Here is a 13,537-nt window from a genome sequence, read left to right as displayed (position 1 = left end):
TCTACTCCGGAAAAAAAAGGGTAGCAGCGCTACCCTCGAAGATTGTGTGAAGAGCTTGTATTCGCGCTGAAGGGGGAACGACCCTTCAACGTATAGTCTGTCCGTGCTGCTTCGACAATCGAGAGGGCAGGAGAACCCGCCCTTATTGGTTTTAATTAGTTCAGTGCTTTGTCATTCGGCTCTTTGAACAGGGCTTTCATCTCGTCAGAGAGGTCAAAATTCAGGTTCAAGTTTTTCGGTGGGATTGGGTTTTTAAACCACTTATCAAACCATTTTTCCGCTTCGCCCGAGGTCTGTACCTGCGCGATGGTGTCATCCATCAACTTCTTAAACTCGGTATCGCCTTTGCGCAGCATACAGCCATAAGCTTCCTGCGACTGCGGTTTGCCCACGATGTCCCAGTTATCCGCTTTCTTCGCTTTCGCACGTTCGCCAGCCAGCAGAGCATCATCCATCATGAACGCAACAGCACGACCGCTTTCAAGCGTACGGAAGGAGTCGCCATGGTCTTTAGCGCTGATGATGCGCATGTCCATTTTCTGCTCATCGTTGAGTTTGTGCAGCAGGACTTCAGAGGTGGTACCGGAGGTCACGACAACGGCTTTGCCTTTCAGATCCGGGAAATCTTTAATGTCACCACCTTTTTTGGTCAGCAGGCGCGTGCCCACAACGAAAATGGTGTCAGAGAAGGCCGCTTGTTTCTGACGTTCGAGGTTGTTGGTCGTAGAACCACATTCGAAGTCAAAGGTACCGTTCTGCAACAGCGGGATACGGTTTTGTGAGGTAATTGGAATCAGTTTGACTTCCAGATTCGGTTTGTTGAGCTTTTTCTTCACCGCTTCAACAATAGCGTTTGAGTAGTCCTGGGAATAGCCCACGACTTTTTGTTCGTTGTTGTAATAGGAGAACGGTACGGAAGATTCACGGTGTCCGACCACGATCACGCCGTTTTTGGCAATTTTTTCCAACGTAGCCTGCTGCGCCGCGGCTGCATCGGCAGGTTTAGCTTCATCAGCGGCATGTGCGATACCGGCAGACATTCCCATTACCAGCATTGCAGTGGCCAGTTTACGTAATTGCATATCCAACTCCTTTATCGTCGCGTCTGAGACGCTTTGATACCCATTGTGAATGTTGTGGTTGTTATATCCTGCTGCAAATGCGTGCAGTGTTGTGTGCGTTTGTTAACATTTAGTCTGGCTTAATGTAAAGATTTTGCTGCGATATTGTTTGTTTTTGCGAAGTGCACCGCACCGTTTAAAGGCAAAAATCTTCCATTGCACCGTTTTGGTGCTCGTCGTGATCGGTTGTGGTGCGCTTGAATTGCACGACCGCAAAAAATCCCCAGAACGGATGATATTAAGCAATTGATGTGCCAGAAGTGGCATTAGGGAGAGATAAAGCGAGAAACCCTCTCCGGGCGGAGAGGGCGAAAGCGGGAGGATTATTTGCGGCGCTGTCTCAAACTCATAATCAGCGCGCCAAAGCCCAGCAGGCCTGTCATAACCCACAGCGGCCAGTTGCCCATTTGGGCATACGGCGTCAGGCCGGACGTTGGTGTCACTTTGGCTGTCAGCACCCCGCGAGTGAATTGCGGCAACTGCGCCTGAATTTCACCTTCCGGGCCAATCACGGCGGTAATGCCGTTGTTGGTGCTGCGCAACAGCGGGCGAGCCAGTTCCAGTGACCGCATACGGGCCATCTGGAAGTGCTGCCAGGGGCCGATGGATTTGCCAAACCAGGCATCGTTGGAGATGGTCAGCAGGAAATCGGTGTCCGGGCGGAAATTGTCCCGCACCTGCTCGCCAAGAATAATCTCGTAGCAGATGGCCGGGGTCAGTTTCAGCCCATGAGCTCTCAGTTGGGGTTGTACGTAGGGGCCACGACTGAATGAGGACATCGGCAGGTCGAAGAACGGTGCCAGCGGGCGCAAAATGCTTTCCAGCGGCACAAACTCACCAAACGGCACAAGATGGTTCTTGTTGTAGCGGTCAGTGGAGTTGTAGCTGTACGGATTGTCTTTGCCCAGCGTAATGATGGTGTTGTAGGTGTCGTAGCGATTCTGCTGATTCAGGCGTGCGTCAACAATACCGGTTATGAGTGAACTGTTGTTTGACTGCAACAGGCCATCAACCTTGCTGAGAAAATCCTGCTGATTAATTTCCAAATCGGAAATCGCAGACTCCGGCCAGATGATCAGTTGCGATTTTCCCATCACCGACTCGCTGGCGTTGAGATAGACCTTCAGCGTCTCCAGAAGCTGCCCTTCATTCCACTTCACCGACTGGGGGATGTTGCCCTGTACCAGCGAGACCTGCGTTGCTCTCTCCGGCAGTAGTTGATACCACTGGATATAGCGCAGCGGGAAGGGCAGGACGAAGAGCACCAGGGCGATAATCAGCGGGCGCCACGAGCGTGTGGTCGCAGCCAGCACCAGTAAGCCGCTCACTGCCATCAGCAGGAAGGTAATCGCATCGACGCCCAGCACCGGTGCCAGCCCCTTCAGTGGCCCATCAATCTGACTGTAGCCAAACTGAAGCCACGGGAAGCCGGTGAGCACCCAGCCGCGCAGGTATTCGCTTAGCTGCCAGACCACGGGTGCGGCGATAGTGACGCGCAGCCAGGTTGTTTTCGGCCATAAGCGCGACAGCACACCGGCAAACAGGCCGGTATAGAGCGACATGTAAGCGGCGAGCAGCACCACCAGGAAGACATTAACCGGGCCGGGCATACCGCCAAACTGCGCGATGCTCACATAGACCCAATGCACGCCAGAGCCAAACAGACCCATCCCCCAGAAATAGCCAACAGCGGCAGCTTGCACCGGGCGTCGATTAAGGGTGAGCGCTTGCAGACCCATCAAGGAGATGAGGGCGGCAGGCCAGATGTCATAAGGAGAAAAAGCCAGCGTTCCGCTGGCTCCGAATAGCAGCGCCAGCAGCAGTCGTACGCGCTGGCGTTCAAACAAGGGGGCAAATGCCATTTACGTTATTCGTCCAGTTTCGGTTCGGGGGAATCGTCCGGTATTTTGACATGAACCTGAATAATACGTCGACTGTCGGCCATGGCGACCTTAAATTGGTAACCATCAATATCTATGGACTCACCACGAGCTGGCAGATGCCCGAAGGCCTGCATCACCAGTCCGCCGATGGTGTCGACTTCGTCATCGCTGAAGTGGGTGCCGAAGGCTTCATTGAAATCTTCAATCGGGGCAAGCGCACGCACCGTCCAGGTGTGACGGCTGAGCTGACGGAAATCGATATCCTCTTCTTCGTCATACTCATCTTCGATTTCGCCGACGATAAGTTCGAGAATATCTTCAATAGTGACCAGACCAGAGACGCCGCCGAACTCATCGATAACAATCGCCATATGGTAGCGCTGGGAGCGGAACTCTTTCAGCATACGGTCAACGCGTTTGCTTTCGGGAACGACGACCGCCTGACGCAGTACTTTTTCCATACTGAAGGCTTCGGCATCGCTGCGCATGAACGGCAGCAGATCTTTGGCCATCAGGATCCCTTCGATGTGATCCTTGTCCTCACTAATGACCGGGAAACGTGAGTGCGCAGATTCAATGATGACATCAAGACATTCATCGAGGGTCTGGTTACGTTTCAGGGTGATCATTTGCGAACGGGGGATCATGATGTCGCGGACGCGCTGGTCTGCGATGTCCATCACCCCTTCAAGCATTTCGCGCGTATCCTGGTCGATAAGCTCGTTTTGCCCGGAATCTCGGATGAGCGCCAGTAAATCCTCACGGTTTTTCGGTTCGCCGTGGAAGAGTTGGCTCAGTAAAAGAGAGAAAAATCCCTTTTTATTGGTCAGGGTGTCACTACTGTGGGAGTTGTCGTCGCTCATGGCGTCGTGTGGGTTCTCATGTTAGTTAAAATAACGCCGTCACGCGTGAATTCAGCACCTGACGGCATAGTGCTCTGCTGCGCCTGTTAACGGGCTGCAGGGCTATTCCTTTTCGGCAATGTACGGATCCTCATAGCCCAGAGCAAGCATTATCTCTGTTTCGAGGCCTTCCATCTCTTCCGCTTCGTCATCGTCGATATGATCATAACCCAGCAGGTGTAAACTGCCGTGGATCACCATATGTGCCCAATGTGCTTCCAGCGGTTTGCCTTGTTCTTTTGCTTCCTGCTCGACGACCTGACGGCAAATAATCAAATCACCCAGCAGCGGCAGTTCAATCCCCGGTGGGGCTTCAAACGGGAAAGAAAGCACGTTGGTTGATTTATCTTTCCCGCGGTAGGTCAGGTTTAATTCATGGCTTTCAGCCTCATCCACGATGCGGATGGTGACTTCTGCTTCTTCCTGAAACTGCGGGATAACCGCGTCCAGCCAGCCCTGAAACTGGGCTTCTTCCGGCAGACCGCTGTTATCCTCACATGCCAGTTGTAAATCGAGTATTACCTGACTCATTTTTGCTCGTGCTCCTGGGCTTCGCGTTTACGCTCTGCGGCTTGTTCCGCACGGCGTTTTTGATCGGCTTCTTCCCATGCCTCATAAGCATTCACGATGCGTGCGACAACAGGATGACGAACAACGTCTTCGCTGTGGAAAAAGTTAAAACTGATTTCGTCAACGTTAGCCAGCACTTCGATGGCATGACGCAGCCCGGATTTAAGATTGCGCGGCAGGTCGATTTGCGTCACGTCGCCGGTAATGACCGCTTTCGAGTTAAAGCCGATACGGGTCAGGAACATTTTCATCTGTTCGATGGTGGTGTTCTGGCTTTCATCCAGAATGATAAAGGCATCATTCAGGGTGCGGCCACGCATATAGGCTAACGGTGCGACTTCGATGACGTTGCGCTCAATTAGCTTCTCAACTTTTTCAAAGCCCAGCATCTCAAACAGCGCGTCGTACAGTGGGCGCAGGTACGGGTCCACCTTCTGGCTTAGGTCACCGGGCAGGAAGCCCAATTTTTCACCTGCCTCTACCGCCGGACGGGTCAACAGAATGCGGCGAATCTCCTGGCGCTCCAGCGCATCTACCGCAGCGGCCACCGCCAGATAGGTTTTACCCGTACCTGCCGGCCCCACGCCAAAGGTGATGTCGTGATCGAGAATATTGGCGATGTACTGCGCCTGATTCGGCGTGCGCGGTTTAATCACGCCACGTTTGGTTTTGATATTTACAGCTTTACCGAACTCCGGCACGCTCTCAGCGCTTTGTTCAAGCACACGAGCTTCTTTGATAGCCAGATGAATTTGTTCCGGTTCAATATCCTGAATCTGACCGCGCATCGGGGCGGTATCAACATACAGATTCAACAGGATATCGGCAGCCGCATGGACACATATCGGGCGTCCGGTAAGTTTGAAGTGGTTATCGCGACGGTTGATTTCGATGCCCAGTCGCCGCTCCAGTTGTTTGATATTGTCATCAAACGGTCCACACAGGCTCAGCAGGCGAGCGTTATCTGCTGGCTCAAGGGTGATGTCACGGGTATCTATATTCAAACTGTTCCTCTTATCTATGGATTGCCGGATGGGCTTCGCTTACTGCCTGACGGACAATAAGCCTTTCAGAGAATTATTCACGCCACTCAATAAAGGCGCAAGCGCTGGAAGTGATATGGGGGAGTTGAAAGACAAAAACAAGGCCTGCCAGGTTGGCAGGCCGGCAGCATTAAGGCTGGTAGAAGCCTACGCCCGCCTCATTCTCTTTACGGGTGCGGGCAATAACCGACGCCGGAGATTGCGCGATGCGCAGCCCCATCTCGGCCTCCGTCCGCACGACTTTTCCACGGAGCGAGTTGGTGAGGACATCCGTAATCTCGACATCGACGAATTTGCCGACCATATCCGGCGAGCCTTCGAAGTTCACCACGCGGTTGTTTTCAGTGCGCCCGGTTAGCTCCATCAGGCTTTTGCGTGACGTCCCTTCAACCAGAATACGCTGAGTCGTGCCTAACATACGGCGGCTCCAGGCCATCGCCTGTTGAGTGATGCGTTCCTGCAGAATGTAAAGGCGCTGCTTCTTATCTTCTTCCGGCACATCGTCAACCATATCCGCGGCTGGCGTTCCCGGTCGGGCAGAGAAGACAAAGCTATAGCTCACATCAAAATTCACATCAGCAATCAGCTTCATCGTCTGCTCAAAGTCCTGCACGGTTTCACCCGGGAAGCCCACGATAAAGTCGGAACTAATTTGGATATCCGGGCGCGCGGCGCGCAGTTTACGAATAATGGACTTGTATTCCAGTGCGGTGTGGGTGCGGCCCATCAGGTTCAGGACACGATCGGATCCACTTTGCACCGGCAGGTGCAGGAAGTTCACCAGCTCAGGAGTATCGCGATAAACTTCAATGATATCGTCGGTAAACTCAATCGGATGGCTGGTGGTAAAGCGAATGCGGTCAATGCCGTCGATTGCTGCAACGAGACGCAGCAGATCGGCAAAGGATCCGATGCTGCCATCGTAATTTTCACCGCGCCAGGCGTTGACGTTCTGACCCAGCAGGTTGACTTCACGCACACCCTGCGCGGCCAGTTGCGCAATCTCAAACAGAATATCATCACTGGGGCGGCTGACCTCTTCACCACGGGTGTAGGGGACGACGCAGTAAGTGCAGTATTTATTACACCCTTCCATGATCGAAACAAAGGCGGTCGGGCCATCTGCTCGCGGCTCAGGCAGACGGTCAAACTTCTCGATTTCCGGGAAGCTGACGTCAACGACCGGGCTGCGGTTACCCCGCACTGCGTTAATCATTTCAGGCAAGCGGTGCAGCGTTTGCGGCCCAAAAACAATATCGACATAGTGAGCGCGCTGGCGGATAAGCTTCCCTTCCTGAGACGCCACGCAGCCGCCGACGCCAATGATCAGCTCAGGATTTTTCTCTTTGAGTAATTTCCAGCGACCCAACTGATGAAAGACTTTTTCCTGTGCTTTCTCGCGGATAGAACAGGTATTAAGCAGCAGCACATCCGCCTCTTCCGCCACCTCGGTAAGCTGATATCCGTGGGTGGCATCCAGCAGATCGGCCATCTTTGATGAATCATATTCGTTCATCTGACAGCCCCAGGTTTTAATATGGAGTTTTTTTGTCATCGACTTGCTCATGCTTAAGGTTTGTATACCCGAATTTTTGTCGTTTTCCGCTGGCGCATCTTAGATGCGAAGCGTGACGGGTATAACGTCAGAATTGCAGGGGGAATAGTGTAATGCTTTGGTTGCGCGCTGACCAGTATGACGCTTCTCAGTCTCAAGCTGTCAAAAATCCGGTAAACTTAAGGGATTCTCGTTAAAGGACAATGAGCCATGAATAATCAATCCACTGAGGTCGCGGTTGTCGGCGGCGGAATGGTCGGCGGGGCGCTGGCGCTGGGCCTGGCGCAACACGGCTTTGCCGTCACGGTTATTGAGCATCAGGTGCCTCCCGTATTCAGAGCGGACGCCCAACCTGATGTGCGTATTTCTGCCATTAGCGCGTCGTCAGTCTCCCTGCTCAGAGGGCTGGGTGTCTGGGAGCGTATTCAGGCAATGCGTTGTCATCCCTATCGCCGTCTGGAGACCTGGGAGTGGGAAAACGCCCATGTGGTGTTTGACGCGCGGGAGTTAAAACTTCCTCTGCTGGGGTACATGGTAGAAAATAACGTCCTGCAGCGTGCCTTGTGGGAAGCGCTGGATGCTCACCCGCAGGTGACGCTGCGTGTGCCGTCGTCGCTCCGTTCAATCGACTTCCAGGCCGACAGTCATCAGCTGGTGTTTGAAAATGGCGAAACCTTGTCGGCAAAACTGGTGGTCGGCGCTGATGGCGCAAATTCCCGCGTCCGGGAGTCTGCGGGGATTGGTATCCATGCCTGGCACTATCAGCAGGCCTGTATGCTGATTACCGTGCAATGTGAAAACGATCCCGGCGACAGCACCTGGCAGCATTTCACACCCACGGGTCCGCATGCTTTCTTACCGTTATTCGATAACTGGGCCTCTCTGGTGTGGTACGACACGCCAGCGCGTGTGCGACAGCTTCAGTCGTTGACCCTGCCGCAGCTGCAACAGGAGATTGGGCGGCATTTCCCTGCACGATTAGGACGCGTCACGCCGGTGGCCGCCGGGGCATTTCCGTTGACACGTCGCCATGCCCTGCAATACACCCGTCCGGGGCTGGCGCTGGTTGGCGATGCCGCGCATACCATTCACCCGCTGGCGGGGCAGGGCGTTAATCTTGGCTATCGGGATGTGGACTGCTTGCTGGATGTATTAACCCGCGCGCGTAGTCACGGCGAAGCCTGGTCGAGTCAGCAGGTGCTTAAGCGTTATCAGGCACGAAGAATGGCGGACAATTTTGTGATGCAAAGTGGAATGGACGTGTTCTATGCCGGGTTCAGCAATGACCTTGGGCCGGTGCGCATTTTGCGTAACCTCGGTTTGATGGCGGCAGAGCGTGCGGGCGTGCTGAAACGCCAGGCGTTAAAGTATGCGTTAGGTCTGTAATGCCAGAGGCCTCTCTCGTTAGGGGAGGCCAGCATTCTCTGGACGCAAAAAAGCAAAAAGCCCGCCGAAGCGAGCTTTTTACTTTTTAAGTGGCTGGGGTACAAGGATTCGAACCTCGGATGGCGGAATCAGAATCCGCTGCCTTACCGCTTGGCGATACCCCAATAGCGTGAAATTTTACGCATTTATTATAAAACTTCAACTACTGTGCGCTTACCCGAGAGCAAACGACTTTTTAAATTGGCTGGGGTACAAGGATTCGAACCTCGGATGGCGGAATCAGAATCCGCTGCCTTACCGCTTGGCGATACCCCAATAATTTTTCTTCATGCACCGCTAAAATTACAGCGATACGTTAAATCTTTAATTTGGTGGCTACGACGGGATTCGAACCTGTGACCCCATCATTATGAGTGATGTGCTCTAACCAACTGAGCTACGTAGCCAAACTGCTTTCTTCGATGGCTGGGGTACCTGGATTCGAACCAGGGAATGCCGGTATCAAAAACCGGTGCCTTACCGCTTGGCGATACCCCAAAAACCGCGGAGAACCGCTAACTCGAAGAAATATGGCTGGGGTACCTGGATTCGAACCAGGGAATGCCGGTATCAAAAACCGGTGCCTTACCGCTTGGCGATACCCCATCCGTGCAACGCTGACTGGTGAATGGTGCGGGAGGCGAGACTTGAACTCGCACACCTTGCGGCGCCAGAACCTAAATCTGGTGCGTCTACCAATTTCGCCACTCCCGCAAAAAAAGATGGTGGCTACGACGGGATTCGAACCTGTGACCCCATCATTATGAGTGATGTGCTCTAACCAACTGAGCTACGTAGCCATCTTTTTTTCGCGTTACCTTATCGGCGTTGCGGGGCGCATTATGCGTATTGGGCCTGGCAGCGTCAATACCTTTTTCATCGAAAATTGCCGTAATGTGACTGTTTGGTTAGGTTGCGAACAGCCTGGCGCATAATTCGGCAATTATTGGTTATTTATCGCTTTTGTGCCCTAAAAAATGCGCATAAACGAAAACAGGCCCCGCAGGGCCTGTAATGAGAACAGTCGCTTATTTATAAGCAGACTGATGAACACCTACTGCGCGGCCTGATGGATCGTTCATCGATTTGAAAGATTCATCCCATTCAATGGCTTTCGCAGACGAACAGGCCACTGACGGACCGCCCGGAACACATTCCGCAGCGCTTGGCAGCGGGAACAGCTCTTCAAAAATTTCACGGTACAGATACGCCTCTTTCGAGCCAGGCGTGTTGTACGGGAAACGGTAGCTGGCGGTCGCGAGCTGTTGGTCGCTAACCTGCTGGGCAGCCACTTCTTTCAGCGTATCAATCCAGCTATAACCTACGCCATCAGAGAACTGCTCTTTCTGACGCCATGCAACGCTTGCCGGCAGGTAAGACTCGAAACATTCACGCAGGACGTGTTTTTCCATTTTGCCGTTGCCGCACATTTTGTCCTGCGGGTTGATACGCATAGCCACATCCAGGAATTTCTTGTCCAGGAAGGGAACACGCGCTTCCACACCCCAAGCAGACATGGCTTTGTTAGCACGTGCACAGTCGAACATGTGCAGCGCCTGCAGCTTGCGTACTGTTTCTTCGTGCAGTTCTTTGGCGTTGGGCGCTTTGTGGAAGTAAAGGTAGCCACCAAAGACTTCATCTGAGCCTTCACCAGACAGCACCATCTTAATGCCCATCGCTTTGATTTTACGGGACATCAGGTACATCGGTGTTGAAGCGCGGATTGTCGTCACATCGTAGGTTTCGATGTGGTAAATCACGTCGCGGATTGCGTCCAGACCTTCCTGTACGGTGAAATGGATCTCGTGGTGAACCGTACCCAAATGGTTGGCCACTTCCTGCGCCGCTTTCAGATCCGGCGCACCTTTCAGGCCGACCGCGAAGGAGTGCAGCTGTGGCCACCAGGCCTCAGAACGCTCTTCATCTTCAACGCGACGGGCGGCAAATTTCTTGGTGATGGCGGAGATAACGGAGGAGTCCAGACCACCAGAAAGCAATACGCCATAAGGGACGTCAGACATGAGATGACTTTTCACCGCATCTTCCAGCGCCTGACGCAGTTCGTTTTTGTCGGTGACGTTGTCTTTCACCGCATCATAGCTGAACCAGTCACGCTGGTAGTAAGAGCGGATTTCACCGTCCTTGCTCCACAGATAGCTGCCTGCCGGGAACTCTTTAATGGTACGACAGACCGGCACCAGCGCTTTCATTTCTGACGCGACATACATGTTGCCGTGCTCATCATGGCCCATGTACAGCGGGATAATACCGATGTGGTCACGGCCAATCAGGTACGCATCTTTTTCAGTATCGTAGAGAACAAAGGCAAACATGCCTTGCAGTTCATCAAGGAACTCCGGTCCTTTTTCCTGATAGAGCGCCAGAATGACTTCGCAATCAGAGCCGGTCTGGAATGCGTAACGGTCGCCATACTCCGCGCGCAAAGCCTGGTGGTTGTAGATTTCACCGTTAACGGCCAGCGCATGTGTTTTTTGTTCGTTGTAAAGCGGCTGGGCACCGGCGTTGACGTCGACAATCGACAGACGCTCATGCGCAAGAATCGCTTTATCACTGGCATAGACGCCAGACCAGTCCGGACCGCGGTGACGCATCAGGCGGGATAATTCCAGCGCTTTCTTACGCAATTCAACCGCGTCGGTTTTAATATCCAGTACGCCAAAAATAGAACACATAGACTTCTCCGTTACCTTCAGGCATTGCATGTTGTGGTGTGCAGACATCGCTCCATCGCGTTGTCTTATCGCTTGTTTAAGAAAATGCCGTAAAGCCGAAGCGTTCGCAAGCCTTTTGCAGTCAGAAAAATAAAAAGCGCAATGACCATTGTGGAAAGCTGAAAAAAGAACATGAAATAAGCATCATTATTGACGAATTATCATTTTTTGAGGGTTTTTGCTGAATTGATGTTCTTTGGTGGCGGCTAAAAATAAAAAACCACGTCCTGAGACGTGGTTCGTTTTAGAGAACGTCGATTTCGGCCACCGACGGGTAAATCCAGGAGGGGCGGAAGGGCATACTATCAATGTCGTCCAGCGTTGAAACGCCCGAGAGAACCAGAATGGTTTCCAGCCCGGCCTGGAAGCCTGCCAGAATATCGGTGCGTAAATTGTCGCCGACAATCACCGTTTGCTCAGAGTGCGCCTGCATCTTGTTCAGTGCGGCACGAATGATCCACGGGCTGGGCTTACCCACATAAAACGGCTCTCGGCCGGAGATTTTCTCGATGCCTGCGCAAAGAGCGCCACAGCCAGGGTAATAACCGCGCCCGTGTGTATCCGGATTGGTAGCAATAAAGCGTGCACCATTGGCCACGAAAAAAGCCGCTTTATGCATCATCTCCCAGTTGTAGGAGCGCGTTTCACCCACAATCACAAAGTCCGGGTTGATGTCGGTAATGGTAAAACCAGCTTTATATAATTCGTGGATTAATGCCCCTTCGCCCACGACATAGGCTTTCTTCCCCTCCTGACGTTTCAGGAAATCTGCTGTTGCCATGGCTGAGGTATAAAAGACCGTGGACGGCACATCAATGCCTGCAGAGGCGAAACGGTTCGCGAGATCCTGACCCGTTTGAGAGGGGTAATTTGTCAGGACAACCAGCGGCATGCCCTTCTCCAGAAGGCGCGTAAGAAATTCAGCGGCCCCTGGCACGGCGACGTTATCGTGCATCAGCACACCGTCGATATCACATATTACGTTCTGAATGGTCATTGACTATCCGGCTCATAAAAAGAAGCAGTAACTATACCTGGCATACCTGAAGTTGCCTATGCGTTGGCGATGATTGCGCACACCGGTCAGCTTTCCAGCAAACGTTGCAACAATAAACCGTTGAGCATGGCGCGTTTAACCAGGGCGAAAGCGCCAATGGCGGAGCGGTGGTCCAGCGTGGAGCGCACCACCGGAAGATTCTTGCGAAATGCCTTAAGCGACTGCGTATTGATGCAGCCTTCTATGGCCGGGAGCAAGACTTTCTCAGCTTCAACGATCTCTCCGGCAATCACCACTTTCTGCGGATTGAAGAGGTTAATCGCAATAGCAATGGTTTTACCCAGATGGCGCCCGACGTGCTCAATGACTTCGCACGCCAACGCATCACCTTTGTTTGCGGCTTTACAGATGGTCTTGATGGAGCAGTCATCAGAGGTTAAGCGACTTTGATATCCCTGCTGCAAGAGATGGCGAACCCGCTGCTCGATGGCTGCATTTGCCGCAATGGTTTCGAGGCAGCCAAAATTTCCGCAGTGACAACGTTCGCCTAGCGGCTCAACCTGAATGTGCCCAATCTCACCGACATTACCGTTACGACCGATAAAAATGCGGCCATTCGAGATAATTCCGGCGCCCGTACCACGATGCACACGCACCAGAATAGAGTCTTCACAATCCTGACTTGCCCCAAAATAGTGCTCGGCAAGGGCCAGGCTGCGAATATCATGACCAACAAAACAGGTTAATTTAAAACGTTTTTCCAGTGCCTCGACCAGTCCCCAGTTCTCCACCGGAATATGCGGCATATAGCGAATGACGCCGCTCTCCGGATCGACCAGTCCGGGTAAAATAACCGAAATGGCGATCAGCTCGCGAATTTTGCGCTGGCAGGATTCAATAAAGGTATGGATGGTATTCAGCAGCGCATGCTCCAGCGTTTCCTGGGTGCGTTCCGGCAGCGGGTAATGTTCTTCCGCAAGGACCTTGCTGCTCAAATCATAGAGCGTCAGCGTGGTATCGGTGCGGCCAAGACGCACACCGATAGCCTGAAAATTGCGGGTTTCCGTAACGATGGAGATGGCGCGGCGACCGCCGGTTGAAGCCTGCTGATCCACTTCTTTGATCAGGCCGCGCTCGATAAGTTGGCGCGTGATTTTAGTCACGCTGGCGGGGGCAAGCTGGCTTTGTTCGGCAATCTGAATGCGCGAAATAGGGCCAAGCTGGTCGATCAGGCGGTAAACGGCCGCGCTGTTAAGTTGTTTAACGAGGTCAACGTTACCGATTTGAGCTTGTCCGCCTGATGTCATAC

The 13,537-nt window shown here is 53.0% G+C and carries 10 protein-coding genes and 7 tRNA genes; 1 reads left to right on the top strand and 16 read right to left on the bottom strand.

Annotated elements, in window-relative coordinates:
- Positions 1-155: 155 nt before the first annotated feature.
- The 6 genes from ACUY4Q_RS16900 to miaB all read right to left on the bottom strand — a co-directional run bounded on the left by ACUY4Q_RS16900 (position 156) and on the right by miaB (position 7,074).
- Positions 156-1,082 carry an amino acid ABC transporter substrate-binding protein gene (locus tag ACUY4Q_RS16900; protein ID WP_458043871.1) on the bottom strand — a complete coding sequence of 309 codons (927 nt, stop codon included), beginning with the start codon at positions 1,080-1,082 and terminating at the stop codon, positions 156-158.
- 362 nt (positions 1,083-1,444) lie between these two features.
- Positions 1,445-2,983, bottom strand: coding sequence for an apolipoprotein N-acyltransferase (lnt, locus tag ACUY4Q_RS16895; RefSeq protein WP_458043870.1), 1,539 nt, complete (start codon positions 2,981-2,983; stop codon positions 1,445-1,447).
- A gap of 5 nt (positions 2,984-2,988) precedes the next feature.
- Positions 2,989-3,867: a CNNM family magnesium/cobalt transport protein CorC gene (gene corC, locus ACUY4Q_RS16890; RefSeq protein ID WP_458043869.1), complete on the bottom strand. Its 879-nt coding sequence runs from the start codon at positions 3,865-3,867 to the stop codon at positions 2,989-2,991.
- A gap of 102 nt (positions 3,868-3,969) precedes the next feature.
- The gene (ybeY, locus tag ACUY4Q_RS16885) at positions 3,970-4,437 is read right to left on the bottom strand and encodes an rRNA maturation RNase YbeY (protein WP_043865644.1); all 468 of its coding nucleotides are present in this window, start codon (positions 4,435-4,437) and stop codon (positions 3,970-3,972) included.
- Positions 4,434-5,480: a PhoH family protein gene (locus tag ACUY4Q_RS16880; protein ID WP_458043868.1), complete on the bottom strand. Its 1,047-nt coding sequence runs from the start codon at positions 5,478-5,480 to the stop codon at positions 4,434-4,436. Before ACUY4Q_RS16880 ends, ybeY begins: the two co-directional genes overlap by 4 nt.
- 169 nt (positions 5,481-5,649) lie before the next feature.
- Positions 5,650-7,074, bottom strand: a complete 1,425-nt coding sequence (gene miaB, locus ACUY4Q_RS16875; protein ID WP_458043867.1) for a tRNA (N6-isopentenyl adenosine(37)-C2)-methylthiotransferase MiaB — start codon at positions 7,072-7,074, stop codon at positions 5,650-5,652.
- A 210-nt stretch (positions 7,075-7,284) separates the two neighbouring features.
- Here miaB and ubiF point away from each other — a divergent pair, with 210 nt between their 5' ends.
- A complete protein-coding gene (gene ubiF, locus ACUY4Q_RS16870; RefSeq protein WP_458043866.1) occupies positions 7,285-8,460 on the top strand; it encodes a 3-demethoxyubiquinol 3-hydroxylase in 1,176 nt (391 codons plus the stop codon).
- A gap of 90 nt (positions 8,461-8,550) precedes the next feature.
- Here ubiF and ACUY4Q_RS16865 read toward each other — a convergent pair.
- From ACUY4Q_RS16865 to nagC, 10 genes are all read right to left on the bottom strand, one after another.
- A tRNA-Gln gene (locus tag ACUY4Q_RS16865) sits at positions 8,551-8,624 on the bottom strand.
- Positions 8,625-8,701: 77 nt separating this feature from the next.
- Positions 8,702-8,775 (bottom strand) — tRNA-Gln (locus ACUY4Q_RS16860).
- A 54-nt stretch (positions 8,776-8,829) separates the two neighbouring features.
- A tRNA-Met gene (locus tag ACUY4Q_RS16855) sits at positions 8,830-8,906 on the bottom strand.
- 16 nt (positions 8,907-8,922) lie between these two features.
- Positions 8,923-8,997: transfer RNA gene (locus ACUY4Q_RS16850), tRNA-Gln, on the bottom strand.
- Between the two features lie 33 nt (positions 8,998-9,030).
- Positions 9,031-9,105, bottom strand: a tRNA-Gln gene (locus ACUY4Q_RS16845).
- A 23-nt stretch (positions 9,106-9,128) separates the two neighbouring features.
- Positions 9,129-9,213: transfer RNA gene (locus ACUY4Q_RS16840), tRNA-Leu, on the bottom strand.
- Positions 9,214-9,222: 9 nt separating this feature from the next.
- Positions 9,223-9,299: transfer RNA gene (locus ACUY4Q_RS16835), tRNA-Met, on the bottom strand.
- A 228-nt stretch (positions 9,300-9,527) separates the two neighbouring features.
- Positions 9,528-11,192: an asparagine synthase B gene (asnB, locus tag ACUY4Q_RS16830; protein WP_458043865.1), complete on the bottom strand. Its 1,665-nt coding sequence runs from the start codon at positions 11,190-11,192 to the stop codon at positions 9,528-9,530.
- A gap of 283 nt (positions 11,193-11,475) precedes the next feature.
- Positions 11,476-12,228: an HAD-IIA family hydrolase gene (locus ACUY4Q_RS16825; RefSeq protein WP_458043864.1), complete on the bottom strand. Its 753-nt coding sequence runs from the start codon at positions 12,226-12,228 to the stop codon at positions 11,476-11,478.
- An 86-nt stretch (positions 12,229-12,314) separates the two neighbouring features.
- A complete protein-coding gene (gene nagC / locus ACUY4Q_RS16820; RefSeq protein ID WP_458043863.1) occupies positions 12,315-13,535 on the bottom strand; it encodes a DNA-binding transcriptional regulator NagC in 1,221 nt (406 codons plus the stop codon).
- Positions 13,536-13,537: the final 2 nt, after the last annotated feature.

It is taken from the genome of Phytobacter cepae, assembly GCF_054165735.1.
The sequence above is the reverse complement of the archived record's forward strand: the minus strand, read 5'-3'. Positions and strand labels throughout refer to the sequence as shown.